We start from the raw sequence: 16,524 nt of genomic DNA, 5'->3' as shown, positions 1-16,524 counted from the left end.
AACGCAACGCCCGGTCTGGCTTTTGTCAGGCCGGGCGTTTGCCGCTTTCAGACCCCACGGGTTTCACCGTGTGGCAGTAACAGGTAACAAGACATGGCAAAAGAATACAGCCGTACCCAACGTATCGGCGATCAGATGCAGCGTGAGCTGGCACAGCTGATCCGTCGTGAAGTAAAAGACCCACGTGTTGGCCTGGTCACCATCACCGCCGTTGAAGTCAGCCGTGACGTTGGTCACGCCAAGATCTTCATCACCGTGATGGGTCAGGACAGCAGCGAAGAAATCGCGCAAAGCATCAAGGTGCTCAACTCTGCCGCAGGCTTCCTGCGGATGCAGTTGGCCCGTGAAATGAAGCTGCGCAGCGTTCCACAGTTGCACTTCCACTACGACGAAAGCGTCGTGCGTGGCGCGCACCTGTCGGCACTGATCGAGCGGGCCGTGGCTGAAGACAATCAGCACCCGGTCTCCGCTACGCCTGAAGACGCCAAGGAGTAATCGGTGGCTCAGGTCAAACGTATCCGTCGTAACGTCAGCGGCATCATTCTGCTCGACAAGCCCATTGGCTTTACCTCCAATGCGGCGTTGCAGAAGGTTCGCTGGCTGCTCAATGCCGAGAAGGCAGGGCACACCGGCAGCCTCGACCCCTTGGCCACCGGCGTGTTGCCGTTGTGCTTCGGCGAGGCCACCAAGTTTTCGCAATACCTGCTCGATTCCGACAAGGGTTACGAAACCCTGATGCAACTGGGCAAGACCACCACCACGGCAGACGCCGAAGGTGATGTTCTGCAGGTTCGCGAAGTGACCGTTGGTCGTGCTGATATCGAAGCGGCCTTGCCTGCTTTTCGTGGGCAAATCAGTCAGATACCGCCGATGTACTCGGCTCTCAAGCGTGATGGCCAGCCGCTTTACAAGCTGGCACGTGCAGGTGAAGTGGTGGAGCGCGAACCGCGTTCTGTTACTATTGCGCGCTTGGAATTGCTCGCCGCTGAAGGCGACACTGCCCGGTTGGCGGTGGACTGCAGCAAAGGCACCTATATCCGTACCCTCGTGGAAGATATCGGTGAGCAATTAGGCTGTGGCGCATACGTTGCAGAACTGCGACGCACCCAGGCAGGCCCTTTCACCCTGGCCCAGACGGTCACGCTGGAAGAGCTGGAAGCCGTACATGCCGAAGGCGGCAACGAAGCGGTTGATCGCTTCCTGATGCCATCGGACAGCGGTTTGCTGGATTGGCCATTGCTGCACTTTTCGGAGCACAGCGCGTTCTACTGGCTTAACGGCCAGCCAGTACGTGCACCGGATGCCCCGAAGTTCGGTATGGTGCGGGTACAAGATCACAACGGTCGCTTTATCGGTATCGGTGAAGTGAGCGAAGACGGGCGCATCGCGCCGCGTCGACTGATTCGGTCAGAATGACCGAACGAGGGTGGCTGTTAACAGGCACGGTCACTACTCATTTTTAGATACAGGGATTTGTCCCTGGCCTGTTGAAACCGCCCTTTGGGTGGTTTCCTGAAAAAAGGATTGCCTCATGGCTCTCGACGTTCAAGAAAAAGCTCAAATCGTAGCTGACTACCAGCAAGCTGTTGGTGACACTGGTTCGCCAGAAGTGCAAGTTGCACTGCTGACCCACAACATCAACAAGCTGCAAGGTCACTTCAAGGCCAACGGTAAAGATCACCACTCCCGTCGTGGTCTGATCCGCATGGTAAACCAGCGTCGTAAGCTGCTGGACTACCTGAAAGGCAAGGATCTGGGTCGTTATCAGACTCTGATCGGTCGCCTGGGTCTGCGTCGCTAATAAGCGATTGCGCTAGAGGTTGGTTGGCTGTCGTGTGTCAGTGGGTTTCCCGCTGGCCCATGGCAGGCTTCCAGCCTCAAGTTTTATCTGGATACACGTTTTACCCTGGACAGGCGTTGGGCCGATTCCCGACATTGCCCAAGAATTTCGCAAGAAGACAAGTTCCCCAAGAGCCACAAAGAAGGTAGGACACCGTGAACCCGGTTATCAAAAAATTCCAGTTCGGTCAGTCGACCGTTACCCTCGAGACAGGCCGTATCGCCCGTCAAGCCTCCGGCGCAGTGCTGGTCACCGTTGACGACGACGTCACCGTATTGGTGACCGTTGTAGGCGCCAAGACCGCTGACCCAAGCAAAGGCTTCTTCCCTCTTTCCGTTCACTACCAGGAAAAGACTTACGCTGCCGGTAAGATCCCTGGTGGTTTCTTCAAGCGCGAAGGTCGTCCTTCCGAGAAAGAAACCCTGACTTCCCGACTGATCGATCGTCCGATCCGTCCGCTGTTCCCAGAAGGCTTCATGAACGAAGTGCAGGTTGTCTGCACCGTCGTTTCCACCAGCAAGAAGACCGATCCGGACATCGCTGCGATGATCGGTACCTCGGCTGCCCTGGCCATCTCCGGTATTCCTTTCGATGGCCCGATCGGCGCTGCCCGCGTTGCGTTCCACGAAAGCACCGGCTACCTGCTGAACCCGACTTACGAACAACAGAAAGCTTCGAGCCTGGACATGGTCGTTGCCGGTACTTCGGAAGCCGTTCTGATGGTTGAATCGGAAGCCAAAGAGCTGACCGAAGACCAGATGCTGGGCGCGGTACTGTTTGCTCACGACGAGTTCCAGGTTGTGATCAACGCTGTTAAAGAACTGGCCGCTGAAGCTGCCAAGCCAACCTGGACCTGGGCTCCTCAGCCAGAAGCTACCGCACTGCTGGGCGCTATCCGCTCCGAGTTCGGCACCGCTATCTCCGACGCCTACACCATCACCATCAAGGCCGACCGTTACGCTCGCCTGGGTGAGTTGAAGGACCAGGTTGTTGCCAAGCTGTCCGGTGAAGAAGGCCAGCCTTCTTCCAGCGAAGTCAAAGCAGCCTTCGGTGAAATCGAATACCGCACCGTTCGCGAAAACATCGTTAACGGCAAGCCTCGTATCGACGGTCGCGACACTCGTACTGTACGTCCGCTGAACATCGAAGTCGGCGTTCTGCCAAAAACCCACGGTTCGGCTCTGTTCACCCGTGGCGAAACCCAGGCTCTGGTTGTTGCAACACTGGGTACTGCCCGTGATGCACAGCTGCTGGACACCCTGGAAGGCGAGAAAAAAGACCCGTTCATGCTGCACTACAACTTCCCTCCGTTCTCGGTCGGTGAGTGTGGCCGCATGGGTGGCGCTGGTCGTCGCGAAATCGGTCACGGCCGTCTGGCCCGTCGTTCGATTGCAGCCATGCTGCCTGCCGCCGACGTGTTCCCGTACACCATTCGTGTTGTGTCGGAAATCACCGAGTCCAACGGTTCCAGCTCCATGGCTTCGGTCTGCGGTGCTTCCCTGGCTCTGATGGACGCCGGTGTACCGATGAAGGCACCGGTTGCCGGTATCGCCATGGGTCTGGTTAAAGAGGGCGAGAAGTTCGCCATCCTGACCGACATCCTGGGTGACGAAGACCACCTCGGCGACATGGACTTCAAAGTAGCCGGTACCGCCAAAGGTGTTACCGCGCTGCAGATGGACATCAAGATCAAAGGCATCACCGAAGAAATCATGGAGATCGCTCTGGGCCAAGCCCTGGAAGCGCGTCTGAATATCCTCGGTCAGATGAACCAGATCATTGGCCAGTCCCGCACCGAACTGTCGGAAAATGCTCCGACCATGATCGCGATGAAAATCGACACCGACAAAATCCGTGATGTTATCGGTAAAGGCGGCGCGACCATTCGTGCGATCTGTGAAGAGACCAAGGCTTCGATCGACATCGAAGACGATGGCTCGATCAAGATCTTCGGCGAAACCAAGGAAGCGGCTGAAGCGGCACGTCAGCGCGTCCTGGGTATCACTGCTGAGGCCGAGATCGGCAAGATCTACGTCGGTAAGGTTGAGCGCATCGTCGACTTCGGCGCATTCGTCAACATCCTGCCTGGCAAGGACGGTCTGGTTCACATCTCCATGCTGAGCGATGCTCGCGTTGAGAAAGTGACCGACATCCTGAAAGAAGGCCAGGAAGTGGAAGTGCTGGTACTGGACGTGGACAACCGCGGCCGTATCAAGCTGTCCATCAAGGACGTAGCAGCAGCCAAGGCCTCGGGCGTTTAATCACCCCGTCGCTGTAAGCTGAAAAAAGGACTCTTCGGAGTCCTTTTTTTATGCCTGCGGGAAAATGCCGGAAAATCAGGTGCTTACTAAAATCCAAAAGCCGCAACTTGCATGCAGGCACGATGGAATTCATGCAAGTTGCACGATTCCGAAAAAACCATGATTTTGTAAGTTGTTGTTTTATAACGATTTAATGTCGGTTCAGGACTTGGCACACTGCCTGCAATAACCCTGTTAACGCTGCAGCATCAAGGTTCACACGCTGCAGACTTTTAATAAAACAGGAGTTACTCGTATGAAGAAGTTCGCTCTCGCTACTGCTACCGCTCTGACCCTGGCCATGGGTGCTAACGTGGCCTTTGCACAGACTTCCCAAGCTCCAATGACTCTGGCAGCCGGTGAAGTGACCAAGGCTAAAGAGGCTACCTCGGATACCTGGATCACCACCAAAGTTAAATCCGACCTGCTGACCGAGAAAGGCATTCCAGGTTCGGACATCAAGGTTGAGACCAACAACGGTGTGGTTTCCCTGTCCTCGACAGTCGCTATCTCCGACGCACAGAAAGCCACTGCTGTAGCGATCACCAAAAAAATCAAAGGCGTAACCGCAGTTTCGGCTGACGGCCTGATGGCTGGCGGCGCTACCAAGGCTGATAACGTCGACAAAACCAAAAGTGCAGCGGCTGGCGCCAAAGAGTCCACCTCGGACACTTGGATTACCACCAAAGTGAAAGCTGACCTGGTAACCGAGAAAGGTATTCCTGGCACCGACATCAAAGTCGAAACCAACAAAGGTGTAGTTTCCCTGTCGTCGACCGTCGCAGTGACTGAAGCGCAGAAAACCACCGCGGTGAACATCACCAAGAAAATCAAAGGCGTTAAAGCTGTATCGGCCGATGGCCTGAAAGCAGAGTAACGCTTAGCGAATCGCCTGAACTAGGCAAGAGGCGGCCACGAGCGAGTTAGATATCCGCTCAATGCACCTCACAGGTTCATGCGACCGACCACACGGATGTGGTCATTACAGGCCCCGGCACTTGTGTCGGGGCCTGTTCTATTGCGGGTAGAAAAGCTTGAAGGGTAAGCGAGGCTCTTGTGGCGAGGGGGCAAGCCCCCTCACCACAGGTACTCAGCGGGTGCCGGATTATTCGGCGTCCAGATGCATCGGTGTCACTACCCGACCATCTTTCTCCGCTTCCCCAAGGTTGGCATCGATGAAGTAAACCCGCTCATCTTCCAGCTGGCCCTTGTCCACCAGGTAGTCCTTGATCGCACCGGCGCGGTCCTGGCCGAGTTGGCGCAGCAACACGTCACTGCCACTCCAGAACTTGATTACACCGTCCCGCAGCTTGGCGGTGCGGTCGTCATTGCTCAGGTCTTTCCACTCGGCCGGAGGCTGTTGTTTCAGGCGGGTACGGTAGATGCCTTCCAGCAGCGGCGCCTTTTCCTTTTCAGGGACTTCAAGCAGCGACGCCTGGGCCGGGACCTTATCGCCACGGCGCTGGAGGATCTTGTAGTAGTTGTACTGGTATTCGCGTTCCAGTCGCTGTGCGGCCAACAATGGGCCGTCACTGCTGGCAGCGGCGGTGCCTTCGATCTCCAGGCGCAGGGCAGGGCGCTCTTTGAGGGCCTTGGCCAGGCTGTCCAAGGCTGACTGGGAATCCTTGCTCAGCTCGCTGGAACCCGGGGCGAACGACACGTTGCCAAGGTCTTGAGCACCACTTCCGCTAATCAACCCGCCAATGAACTTGAAGGGCGCCGTGGCCGCGCGCACCACCAGGTTACGCAGGGTCTGCCAGACAATCGGCATCACGCTGAATTGCGGGTTGTTCAAGTCGCCGGTCACTGGCAGTTCGATCGAAATCTTGCCGTCGGAATCCTTGAGCAGCGCAATCGCCAGGCGTATCGGCAGGTCCACCGCGTCTGCACTGTCGACCTTCTCACCCAGCTGCAGCTGCTCGACCACCACCTTGTTCTCGGCCTTCAACTGACCCTTGGTGATGACGTAATGCAGGTCCAGGTTGAGGCGGCCCTTGCGGATGCGAAACCCGGCGAACTTGCCCGAGTACGGTGTCAGGGTGGTCAGTTCGACACGTTTGAAGCTGGTGGCGATATCCAGTGCCGCCATCGGGTCAAACGGGTTCACGCTGCCCTTGATGGTCACCGGTGCATAACGGTCGACCTTGCCCTTGACGTCAACGCTGGCCGGCTTGGCCTGGCGACTGTCGATGGTGCCGATCTGGCCGTTGAGCTGTTGAATCGCCGTGGCAAAGTTCGGAGTCAGGCTGAAGTCGGCGAAGTTGGCCGAGCCGTCGTTGATCGCAATCTGACCAATATGAATCCCCAGAGGCTTCTCTTTGCTCGCTGCAGGTTTGGCTGCGGACTTACTGCCACTGTTGGCCGGCTGCGGAATCAGCAAGTCATCGATGTTGGTAGTGCGGTCATCATTGATCATGAAACGTGCGTAGGGCTGCAACAGGTTGACCTTGTCAATGGACAGGCTGTCGCCATGTTGATAATTCACGCCTTCCAGCACCAACCGCTGCCACTTGAGGAAGTCACGGTTCTTCATGGTGTCCAGGGTGTGCAACTGGTCGATCTGTGCCCGGCCAGTTACCTGGAACGCCAGGGGCTCGGTGCTTTTCAGGTTCACGTCGAGGTTGCTGCCGAGCATGCCGCTACGCAGTTCCAGGCGGATAAACGGGCTGATGTAGGACTGGGCGACACGCAGGTCGATGTCCTTGGTATCCACTTTCAGCTTGGCGCTGACCGGGCTCAGGTTGACCTGGCCGGTAGCCTGGAGCTTGCCCTGTTTGCCTACGCCGGTATCCAGCTTGAGGGTAAACGGGCTTTGGTTGAGGCTGTCGAAACCCTGCAGGTCGACGTTCAGCGGGCCGACGTCCAGGGCGACGGCCGGTTTAGCCGAACGGTCCGCCAGATGCACTTGATAGTCACGCAGTTGCACGTCTTTGAGCAGCACTTGCCAAGGCTTGCTCGGCGCTGCCGGCGCTGGCTTTGGCGAGTCGGCGGTGGCGGGCGCAGTGGCCGGCTCAGTTGCGGGTGCAGGCTTGCTCGGTTGACTGGCGAACAGTTTCTGCCAATCCAGTTGGCCATCTGCTTCAAGGGCTGCCCAGGTTTCGAGCTTGTTGCTGCGGATCTTGCCGACGATCACTTGCTGTTTGGCCAGGTCTACCGTGGTCTCGCTGACGTCCAGCTTCTCCAGGCGCGCGAGTGGCCGGCCATCCGGCGCCTTGATCGCGAACGGCGCGACACTCAGGGCGACGTTGGTCAGGTTCAGCTCGGTTTCCTTTGCCAGGCTCAGCTTGTAGTCGGTGCTGAAATTGAGGATGCCGTCTTCGAGAACCAGCGGTACCGCATCACGCACATACGGCCACCAGACTTTCATTTTGCCGTCGGTAACCTTGAGTTTGCCTTCGGAGGCAATCGGGATGAGGCTGAAGTTACCGGTCCAGTCGATCTGCCCGCCTTCCGGGCCCGCCGCGACCAAGGTCATGGCGGCGTTGTCATCGGGCAACGTGCTGAGGTTTTTCAGCTCGAAATCCAGTTTGTCGTAGAGAAACTCGATGGGTTCGCTGGGACGCAAATCCTGGAAGTGCACATAACCGCCCGCCAGCTTGATGTTGTCGATGCGCAGCGGGAATGGTTTGGCGTTCGGGTCCGTTGGCGTCGGTTCGCTGGCTGGCAATTTGAACAGTTGCGCAAGGTTGAGCTGGCCGGATTTGTCGAACCGCAGCTCGGTTTTCGGCTTGTCGAGTTGTATGTCGGCCAAGTGCAGGGCACGGGTCCATAGGCTGTCGATCTGCAGGTTGGCGTACAGGCGTTCAAAGGCTACTTGCTCCTTGCCCGGTTCTCCGATGTTCAGGCCCCACACGGTCAGTTCGAGGCTGAACGGGTTGAGCTCGATACGCTCAATGTGCGCCGGCACCGTGGCGTAATTGGCCAGCTGTTGGTTGGCCACGCGAAGGGCAATGCCGGGGAGAATAAGGAAGCCCAGCAAGCTGTATAGGGCTAGGGCGGTCAGCAAGGCGCCAGCGGCGCGAATCAATCCTTTGGGCATATGTGACGCCATCTATGTCGATCAAGAGTGCCTTGGAGTATGGCACGGGTTTACGGTTCCGAAGAACCGGGCCTTTATTCGGCGTACAGGCCCCCTTTGGGACAAGTCTTACAGCTGCAGGATGAGGGTCTTCAGCGGCGGTTGCTGGTCGAGGGACGGGAAATCTGCGCCGGGTGTCATGATCTGCCAGTCGCGGACCGGACGCCCGGCTTTTTCGGCGCAACGCAGGACCTGGTCGCGCCAGTCGTCCATGCCGACTTTTGCCAGGTTATTGCAGCAGATCAGCACGCCGTTATCGGCAGTGGCCAGCAGCGCCGGCTTGAGCAGGCTCTGGTAGTCGCGCAGCAGGTCGACGGTGCCGAAGGCGCTCTTGGCCCAGGCCGGCGGGTCGAGCAGCACCAGGTCGTATTGACGCTGGTCCAGACGCGGATAACTCGGCAGCTTCTGGCCGCGACGCTGGCTGATGGGCAGGCCGGCCAGTTGGCGGATTGCCGGGAAGTAGTCGGACTGGACGAATTCCATCGTCGGCAATTGCGGATTCAGTTGCCCGTTTTCGCGACCGACCGCCAGGTTGCCCTCGGCAAAGTCCAGGTTGCACACCTCACGGGCACCACCGGCGGCGGCGCTCAGGCCTACGCCGCAGGTGTAGGCGAACAGGTTCAACACGCTTTTGCCGGCACTGTGTGCCTTGACCCAGCCGCGGGTGTTGCGCAAGTCCAGGAACAGCAACGGGTCTTGCCCGGCATGGCGGCCGCGCACGCGGTAGTTGAGGCCCCACTCGTGGCCGATCAAGTCTTCCAGAGCCGCGGGCTCGGCACGGTAAACCGTGTCTTCACGGTCGATACGCGAGTTGCCCCGGGAGCGGTCGTTGTAGACCAGCAACAGCTCCAGCCCCAGGTGCTGGTTGATCGCCTGATGCAGCTGCAGCAGGTCGCCGCTCTCCAGTGACTGGTGAAAGCTCTGCACCAGCAGTTGCGGGCCGTAGCGGTCGATCGTCAGGCCGCCAGCGCCTTCCTGGCTGCCGTGGAACAGGCGATAGCAATCGGTACCTTGTGCATGCAGCTCAGCGAGCAGGTCCTGGCGATGATCGAGGGCGGCGCGCAGCGCCTGATTCAAGGAAGACATAGTGCGCGCCTTGGAGAGTAATTGGGGCGCGGGAGTTTAACAGTTATGGCTCCAGCAGGCCCATTCGCCTGTGGGCCCGTTGCACCGAACCATTGCGCATGGCCCAACGCAACAACGGCGCGCTGCGCCTGACCCCGGCGCGAATCATCTGGCGCTGCAGCGGGCTTTGTTTCTGCCCGAGCATGTCGCTGGCCCAGTCCGGCAGCAGGTCGATACCGGCCTGCATCATCAGTGAGCCAAACGGCTTGGCCAAAGTACTCGGCGACGGCGCATTCAGCAGCAACCGCAGGACTTCGTGGCTGCGTTTGTCACACAGCAGTTGCGGGCGAATACGCTCAAGGTAATCGGAAATTTCCTGGCGAGAACGCGGCACATGGCGCGCCCCCAGTTGCTCGGCCACCAGGGCTATTTCGCTGTAGTACCGGTCTTGATCCCTGGGGGATAACTCCGGGTTGCGGTAACGCAGGTGGGCCGCAAGAAAGTTACTGACCTCCGCCACATGCACCCAGGTCAGCAACTCGGGATCGCTGGCCGCATACGGTCGGCCATCAGGTGCATGGCCGACCACTTGCAGGTGAATGGTGCGCACTTTCTCGATCAGCCATTCGGCGTCGCGGCGCGAACCGAATGTGGTCCCGGAAATGAACTGCGAGGTACGCCGCAAGCGCCCGAGCATGTCTTGTCGAAAGTTTGAATGGTCCCACACGCCGGCCAGGGCCAGCGGGTGCAACGCCTGCAACATCAGCGCGCTGATGCCGCCAATCAACATGCTGCTGAAGTCGCCATGGACCTTCCAGCTCACCGAGTTCGGCCCAAAGAGACCTGGATCACCCTTGGGGGTTTCCAGGTCGAGTTGACCCAGCGACAAGCCGGTCAGGCTCATCAGCTGGTTTTCGATGCGGCTGCGAATGAATTCCATGGGTTCCTATCGGTTGAGGCGCTTGTCGATCAGGCCATCTACCACGCTCGGGTCGGCCAGGGTGGAAGTATCCCCCAGGCTGTCCAGTTCGTTGCAGGCAATCTTGCGCAAAATCCGCCGCATGATCTTGCCTGAGCGGGTTTTCGGCAAGGCCGGTGCCCATTGAATCAGCTCGGGCTTGGCGAAACTGCCGATTTCCTTGCTTACCAGATCCAGCAGGTGTTTTTTCAGCGCCTCGTCGGGCTCGACGCCATTCATGGGCGTGACGAAGGCATAGATGCCCTGGCCTTTGACGTCGTGGGGATAGCCCACCACGGCGGCTTCGGCGACCTGATCATGCAACACCAGCGCGCTTTCCACCTCGGCGGTGCCGATACGGTGCCCGGACACGTTGATCACATCATCGATACGTCCGGTGATCCAGTAGTCGCCGTTCTCGTCTCGCCGGGCGCCGTCGCCGGTGAAGTAGTAGCCCGGATAGGGTTTGAAATAGGTATCGATCATCCGTTGCGGGTCGCCGTACACGCTGCGAATCTGCCCCGGCCAACTGGATTTAATCGCCAGCACGCCGCCGCCGGCGCCGCTGATTTCCTTGCCTTGCTCATCCAGCAGTACGGGCACCACGCCAAACATGGGTTGGGTGGCGCAACCGGGCTTGATCCGTTGGGCGCTGACCAGCGGGCTGAGCATGATGCCGCCGGTTTCGGTCTGCCACCAGGTGTCGACAATCGGGCAGCGTTGTTCGCCCACTGCGTTGAAGTACCAGTCCCAGGCCTCCGGGTTGATCGGTTCGCCGACACTGCCCAGCAGGCGAAGGCTGGCGCGGGAGGTGTTTTCCAGTGGGCCGTGGCCTTCACGCATCAGCGCGCGCAACGCCGTAGGCGCGGTGTAGAAGATATTGACCTGATGCTTGTCGATCACCTGCCAGAAGCGCGAGCTGTCCGGATAACTCGGCACACCCTCGAACATCAGCGATGTGGCGCCATTGGCCAATGGCCCATAGACGATATAACTGTGGCCGGTCACCCAGCCGACATCGGCGGTGCACCAGAACACTTCGCCGTCGCGGTAGTCGAGTACGTACTTGAATGTCATCGCAGCCTGCAGCAGGTAACCGCCGGTGGTGTGGAGCACACCTTTGGGTTTGCCGGTGCTGCCGGAGGTGTAGAGGATAAACAGCGGGTCTTCCGCGTCCATTGGCTCGGGCGGGCAGTCGTCGCTGGCCGCGTCCAGGGCTTGCTGATACTTGAGGTCGCGCCCTTCAGTCCAATTGACCGCCGCGCCGGTGCGCTGCACTACCAGTACCGTGCTGACGTCCGGGCAACTGGCCAGGGCCTTGTCGACATTCTGTTTCAGCGCTACCGGCTTGCCACCGCGTACGCCTTCATCGGCGGTGATCACTGTGCGGCAGTCGGCGTCGAGAATGCGGTCGCGCAGGGCGTCTGGCGAGAAACCACCAAACACCACCGAATGCACCGCACCGATCCGCGTACAGGCCAGCATGGCGTAGGCCGCCTCGGGAATCATCGGCATGTAGATGCACACCCGGTCGCCTTTCTTCACGCCACGGCTTTTCAGCACGTTGGCCAGGCGGCTGACGTTTTGGTGGAGCTGGCGGTAGGTAATTTTGGAAGATTTTGCAGGATCATCGCCCTCCCAGATGAAGGCCGGCTGATCAGCGCGTTGCGCGAGGTGACGGTCGATGCAGTTGTAACTGACGTTCAGTTGGCCACCGGCAAACCATTGGGCGGCACCGGTCTTGATGTCGGATGTCTGGACGGTCTGCCAGGGCGTGGACCAGTCGAGAAAGCGCTTGGCCTGTTCGGCCCAGAAGGTGTCGGGTTGCTCGACGGATTGGCGGTAGAGGCGCTGATAGTCCTCTTGACTGAGTTGCGCAGCCCGGCGGACGGCATCGGCGGTGGGGAACATGCTGATATCGAACATGAGGGATCCTTATTCTTGTTTTTGCGACAAGCAATAAAGATGCACCCTGTGGCAGGCGGGTTCAAGGCCAACGTCCAAACAGACGTTGGCCTTGCGGGCATTACATCAACCGCGGTGACGTCCGCGGAAGTAGTTGATCAACCCTTGGGTGGACGCATCGTCCGCAGGCTGTTCTTCGGTGCCGGTCAGGCGGTTGTAGACGCCTTTGCCCAGCTCCTTGCCCAGCTCCACGCCCCATTGGTCGAAGGCGTTGATACCCCAGATGACGCTTTGCACGAACACTTTGTGCTCATACATCGCCACCAGCGCGCCGAGGCGACGAGGGCTGATGCGCTCAACCACAATGGTGTTGCTCGGACGGTTGCCCGGGATCACCTTGTGCGGTGCCAGCTTCTGCACTTCGGCTTCGGCCATGCCTTTGTCGCGCAGCTCGGCTTCAGCTTCGGCGCGGGTCTTGCCGAGCATCAGGGCCTGGCTCTGGGACAGGCAGTTGGCGTACAGCCACTGATGGTGGTCGGAGACCGGGTTGAAGCTGACGATCGGCACGATGAAGTCGGCCGGGATCAGCTGGGTGCCCTGGTGCAGCAACTGGTGGTAAGCATGCTGACCGTTGCAGCCTACGCCGCCCCAGATAACCGGGCCGGTGTCGGTGGAAACCGGCGTACCGTCCTGGCGCACGCTCTTGCCGTTGGATTCCATATCCAGCTGTTGCAGGTGCTTGGTGATGTTACGCAGATAGTGGTCGTACGGCAGGATCGCGTGACTCTGCGCGCCCCAGAAGTTGCCGTACCACACGCCCAGCAGACCCAGCAGCACGGGCATGTTCGCTTCGAACGGCGCGGTCTGGAAGTGCTGGTCCATGGTGTAGGCACCGGACAGCAGTTCCTTGAAGTTGGACATGCCGATGGCCAGCGCGATCGGCAGGCCGATGGCCGACCACAGCGAGTAACGACCGCCCACCCAGTCCCACATCGGGAAGATGTTTTCTTCGCGGATACCGAAGGCCACGGCGGCGGCGTTGTTGCTCGACACAGCGATGAAGTGGCGATACAGCTCGGCTTCCGAGCCACCCTGGGCCAGGTACCAGGCGCGGGCGGCCTGGGCGTTTTTCAGGGTTTCGAGGGTGTTGAAGGATTTCGACGAGACGATGAACAGCGTGGTCTCGGCGCGCAGCTTCATGGTCAGCTCGTGGAACTCACTGCCGTCGATGTTCGCCAGGTAATGGCAGCGCACGCCTTTGTGGGCGTAGGACAACAGCGCTTCAGACACCAGCTCCGGGCCGAGGAACGAGCCACCGATGCCGATGTTCACCACGTCGGTGATCGGCTTCTCGGTGTAGCCACGCCACAGGCCATCGTGGATGCGGCCGACCAGGTCAGTGATCTGGTTCAGCACCTTGTGCACGTCCGGCATGATGTTCACGCCGTTGACCGACAGCTTGTCACCCACTGGACGACGCAGCGCGGTGTGCAGCGCCGGGCGGCCTTCGGAAGAGTTGACCGGCTCGCCGTTGAACAGCGACTTGATCGCGCCCTGAAGGTCGACTTCCTTGGCCAGGCCTACCAGCAGGTCGCGGGTTTCGCTGGTGATCAGGTTTTTCGAGTAATCGAGGAAAAGTCCGCAGCTGCTCAAGGTGAACTGGGTAAAGCGCTGGGGATCGGCATTAAAGGCTTCGCGCATGCTGAAATCCTGCATGGCTTGGCGATGTTGATTGAGCGCTTGCCAGGCGGGCAGAGCGGTAACGTCATGAGGAGTGCGGTAGTACGCCATCGCTGCGGGTTTCCTTTTTATTGCTGGGACTGCTGGTAGGACACTTTAAAGCCGGGAATGTGCTGTCTTTGTGAAGATGACAGGCTCCGGTCGACGCCAACGAATAGCGTAGGGCGAATACATTAAACCTAGCGTGTCGATCTGTCTTGGCTTTGTCTGCGCTGTGGCCGGTACTTTTTTATACCGGCCGATCAGGCAGTGCAACAGGCGGGGTATGCGGCGGGGTCAGTTCAGGTGCAAATGCAGGTTGTCGATCAGCCGGGTGGCGCCCAGGTAGGCGGCGACCAGAATCACCAGATCCTTGTCTTCAGCGGTGGCCGGGCGCAGGTGCAGGCCCTGGCGGACCTCCAGGTAGTCCATGCGAAAACCGGCGGCTTCAATCTGCTGGACCTGTGCGGCACGCAGTTTGGCGAAATCGCGGTCGCCCGCTTCAATGGCGGCGGCAATCTGGCTGAGGCTGCGGTACAGCACCGGCGCGATGGCGCGCTGCTCTTCGGTGAGATAACCATTGCGCGACGACAGCGCGAGGCCATCGTCGGCGCGAACGGTCGGCTCGCCGATAATCTGGATCGGCATGTTTAGGTCATGGACCATGGCGCGAATGACTGCCAGTTGCTGGTAGTCCTTCTGGCCAAAGATCGCCAGGTCTGGCTGGACCATATTGAACAGCTTGCTGACCACCGTGGCCACGCCTTCAAAATGCCCGGGACGGCTGGCGCCGCACAGGCCTTCGGACAGTTGTGGCACGCTGACCCGTGTCTGGCCGGCCATGCCGTCGGGGTACATCTCGTCGACGGTCGGGGCGAACAGCAGGTTGCAACCGGCTTGCAGCAGCTTCTCCTGGTCAGCCGCCAGGGTGCGTGGGTATTTGTCCAAGTCTTCGCCGGCGCCAAATTGCAGCGGGTTGACGAAAATGCTCGCGACGACGAAGTCCGCTTGTTGCGCCGCCTTGGTCACCAGCGTGGCATGGCCGCTGTGCAGGTTGCCCATGGTGGGCACGAAGCCGATGCGTTTGCCCGCGCTGCGGGCATGGGCGACGGCGGCGCGCAGTTCGCGCACGGTTTTGACGGTGTTCATGCAGAGAATCCGTGTTCAGCGCCTGGGAAGGTAGCGGCTTTGACTTCGCTGACGTAGGCGGCAAGCGCCGATTGAATGCTGTCCTGGCCAGCCATGAAGTTCTTCACGAACTTGGGTACGCGACCGGTCAGGGACAGGCCCAGCATGTCGTGCAGCACCAATACCTGGCCGTCGGTGCCGGAACCTGCGCCGATACCAATCACCGGGATTTTGACGGCCTGGGTGATTTCCGCTGCCAACTCGCTTGGTACGCATTCCAACAGAATCATGCATGCACCGGCCTGCTCCAGGGCGATGGCATCGGCCCGCATCTGGCGCGCCTGGGCTTCGCCGCGGCCCTGTACCTTGTAGCCGCCGAGGATATTCACCGACTGGGGCGTCAGGCCCATGTGCGCGCAAACCGGCACGCCGCGTTCGGCCAGCAAGCGAATCGACTCCGCGAGCCAGGCAGCACCTTCAACCTTGACCATGTGCGCACCGGCACGCATCAGTTGAGCGCTGTTGGTCAGGGTCTGTTCGATGGTGGCGTCGGCCATGAAGGGCAGGTCGGCGATGATGAAGGCGCCTTCGTTCCCGCGTTTGACGCAGGCTGTGTGGTAAGCGATTTCGTCGTTGGTGACCGGCAGGGTGCTGTCATTCCCTTGTAGAACCATGCCCAGGGAGTCCCCCACCAACAACACTTCAACCCCTGCCTGGCAGCTGGCCTGGGCAAAAGTGGCGTCGTAGCAGGTCAGCATGGTGATCTTTTCACCTTTGAGTTTGAGGCTCTGCAAGGTGCTCAGGGTAACGTTTGGCATGAAAAGGGTCCTCATTCAGGCGCTTGGAAACAGCGAGTAACGCGCGTGAGTCTTCGTTTATACAGGCGCACTTTCTTAAGGATCAGTGCTTATAAGGCCTGGATTGCGCCCTTTAGCGCCGGGTAGGCGGCAGCGGGACGCCTATAGTCGTGAGGAGGACTCTGGAAGTCAATTGGATGTGTTACCGCATTGTTACGGCCGGGGTGTTACCGCTGTTACTGATGCGATTCAGCAGGCGCCAGGCGTTCCAGGCCGACAAACGGGCAGGCGTCCAACAGGTCGCTGAGCTGGCGGCCATCGGCGAGTTGCAGGCTGGCGGGGGCCAGTTCTGCCAATGGGTAAAGCACGAATGCCCGCAGATGCATCTGATAGTGCGGCACCTTCAGGCGCGGCTCGTCGATCAACCGGTCACCAAATACCAGGATGTCCAGGTCCAGGGTGCGCGGGCCCCAGCGCTCGAGGCGCTCGCGGCCCTGGTCATTCTCGATGGTTTGCAGGGCATCAAGCAGTTGCAGGGGCGCAAGTTCGCTGTCCAGGGCCGCCACCGCATTGGTGTAGCGCGGTTGGCCCGGGAGCAGGGAATCACTTTGATAGAAAGCGGAGACGCCCGCCAGCGTGGTGTTCGGCAACTGCGCCAAGGCCTCCACGGCATGGCGCAATTGTTGTTCAGGGGCCGCCAGGTTGCTGCCCATGCCGATGTAGATACGTTCCAC

General features: G+C 59.6%; 13 protein-coding genes. 5 read left to right on the top strand and 8 right to left on the bottom strand.

The features are described 5' to 3' along the window. Positions 1–93: 93 nt before the first annotated feature. The 5 genes from rbfA to BLU46_RS12170 all read left to right on the top strand — a co-directional run bounded on the left by rbfA (position 94) and on the right by BLU46_RS12170 (position 5,017). Positions 94–495, top strand: coding sequence for a 30S ribosome-binding factor RbfA (gene rbfA / locus BLU46_RS12190; RefSeq protein WP_017478568.1), 402 nt, complete (start codon positions 94–96; stop codon positions 493–495). Between the two features lie 3 nt (positions 496–498). Then, positions 499–1,416: a tRNA pseudouridine(55) synthase TruB gene (gene truB, locus BLU46_RS12185; protein WP_003212182.1), complete on the top strand. Its 918-nt coding sequence runs from the start codon at positions 499–501 to the stop codon at positions 1,414–1,416. A 115-nt stretch (positions 1,417–1,531) separates the two neighbouring features. Beyond that, positions 1,532–1,801, top strand: a complete 270-nt coding sequence (gene rpsO / locus BLU46_RS12180) for a 30S ribosomal protein S15 (RefSeq protein WP_003177875.1) — start codon at positions 1,532–1,534, stop codon at positions 1,799–1,801. Positions 1,802–1,995: 194 nt separating this feature from the next. Then, the gene (pnp, locus tag BLU46_RS12175; RefSeq protein ID WP_003212180.1) at positions 1,996–4,101 is read left to right on the top strand and encodes a polyribonucleotide nucleotidyltransferase; all 2,106 of its coding nucleotides are present in this window, start codon (positions 1,996–1,998) and stop codon (positions 4,099–4,101) included. A gap of 295 nt (positions 4,102–4,396) precedes the next feature. Next, positions 4,397–5,017 carry a BON domain-containing protein gene (locus tag BLU46_RS12170; RefSeq protein ID WP_093201985.1) on the top strand — a complete coding sequence of 207 codons (621 nt, stop codon included), beginning with the start codon at positions 4,397–4,399 and terminating at the stop codon, positions 5,015–5,017. 228 nt (positions 5,018–5,245) lie between these two features. On the opposite strand, the gene BLU46_RS12165 is transcribed toward BLU46_RS12170, so the two are convergent. The 8 genes from BLU46_RS12165 to folK all read right to left on the bottom strand — a co-directional run bounded on the left by BLU46_RS12165 (position 5,246) and on the right by folK (position 16,524). Next, on the bottom strand, positions 5,246–8,179 hold the full coding sequence (locus BLU46_RS12165) for a DUF748 domain-containing protein (protein ID WP_093201980.1): 2,934 nt from the start codon (positions 8,177–8,179) through the stop codon (positions 5,246–5,248). A gap of 108 nt (positions 8,180–8,287) precedes the next feature. After that, a complete protein-coding gene (locus tag BLU46_RS12160) occupies positions 8,288–9,304 on the bottom strand; it encodes a class I SAM-dependent rRNA methyltransferase (RefSeq protein ID WP_017478572.1) in 1,017 nt (338 codons plus the stop codon). Between the two features lie 43 nt (positions 9,305–9,347). Further along, complete coding sequence (locus tag BLU46_RS12155; RefSeq protein WP_063033208.1) at positions 9,348–10,223, bottom strand: oxygenase MpaB family protein; 876 nt, start codon at positions 10,221–10,223, stop codon at positions 9,348–9,350. Positions 10,224–10,229: 6 nt separating this feature from the next. Continuing rightward, positions 10,230–12,167 (bottom strand): acetate--CoA ligase, encoded by a 1,938-nt coding sequence (gene acs, locus BLU46_RS12150; protein WP_093201976.1) that lies wholly within the window; start codon positions 12,165–12,167, stop codon positions 10,230–10,232. A 105-nt stretch (positions 12,168–12,272) separates the two neighbouring features. After that, on the bottom strand, positions 12,273–13,937 hold the full coding sequence (pgi, locus tag BLU46_RS12145) for a glucose-6-phosphate isomerase (protein ID WP_017478575.1): 1,665 nt from the start codon (positions 13,935–13,937) through the stop codon (positions 12,273–12,275). Between the two features lie 225 nt (positions 13,938–14,162). Continuing rightward, on the bottom strand, positions 14,163–15,014 hold the full coding sequence (gene panC / locus BLU46_RS12140) for a pantoate--beta-alanine ligase (RefSeq protein WP_063033206.1): 852 nt from the start codon (positions 15,012–15,014) through the stop codon (positions 14,163–14,165). Continuing rightward, positions 15,011–15,811 carry a 3-methyl-2-oxobutanoate hydroxymethyltransferase gene (gene panB, locus BLU46_RS12135; protein ID WP_063033205.1) on the bottom strand — a complete coding sequence of 267 codons (801 nt, stop codon included), beginning with the start codon at positions 15,809–15,811 and terminating at the stop codon, positions 15,011–15,013. The genes panC and panB overlap by 4 nt, the downstream gene beginning before the upstream one ends. 215 nt (positions 15,812–16,026) lie before the next feature. Then, a complete protein-coding gene (gene folK / locus BLU46_RS12130) occupies positions 16,027–16,524 on the bottom strand; it encodes a 2-amino-4-hydroxy-6-hydroxymethyldihydropteridine diphosphokinase (RefSeq protein ID WP_063033204.1) in 498 nt (165 codons plus the stop codon).

The sequence above is a fragment of the Pseudomonas yamanorum genome, from assembly GCF_900105735.1.
Lineage (GTDB): Bacteria > Pseudomonadota > Gammaproteobacteria > Pseudomonadales > Pseudomonadaceae > Aquipseudomonas > Aquipseudomonas yamanorum.
This window is presented reverse-complemented; position numbering and strand designations above follow the sequence as displayed.

Excerpts from the sequence above, each read along its gene's own strand:
- rbfA (WP_017478568.1), top strand. The coding sequence starts at position 94 with ATGGCAAAAGAATACAGCCGTACCCAACGTATCGGCGATCAGATGCAG.
- rpsO (WP_003177875.1), top strand. The coding sequence starts at position 1,532 with ATGGCTCTCGACGTTCAAGAAAAAGCTCAAATCGTAGCTGACTACCAG.
- BLU46_RS12170 (WP_093201985.1), top strand. The coding sequence starts at position 4,397 with ATGAAGAAGTTCGCTCTCGCTACTGCTACCGCTCTGACCCTGGCCATG.
- BLU46_RS12165 (WP_093201980.1), bottom strand. The coding sequence starts at position 8,179 with ATGCCCAAAGGATTGATTCGCGCCGCTGGCGCCTTGCTGACCGCCCTA.
- BLU46_RS12160 (WP_017478572.1), bottom strand. The coding sequence starts at position 9,304 with ATGTCTTCCTTGAATCAGGCGCTGCGCGCCGCCCTCGATCATCGCCAG.
- BLU46_RS12155 (WP_063033208.1), bottom strand. The coding sequence starts at position 10,223 with ATGGAATTCATTCGCAGCCGCATCGAAAACCAGCTGATGAGCCTGACC.
- acs (WP_093201976.1), bottom strand. The coding sequence starts at position 12,167 with ATGTTCGATATCAGCATGTTCCCCACCGCCGATGCCGTCCGCCGGGCT.
- pgi (WP_017478575.1), bottom strand. The coding sequence starts at position 13,937 with ATGGCGTACTACCGCACTCCTCATGACGTTACCGCTCTGCCCGCCTGG.
- panC (WP_063033206.1), bottom strand. The coding sequence starts at position 15,014 with ATGAACACCGTCAAAACCGTGCGCGAACTGCGCGCCGCCGTCGCCCAT.
- panB (WP_063033205.1), bottom strand. The coding sequence starts at position 15,811 with ATGCCAAACGTTACCCTGAGCACCTTGCAGAGCCTCAAACTCAAAGGT.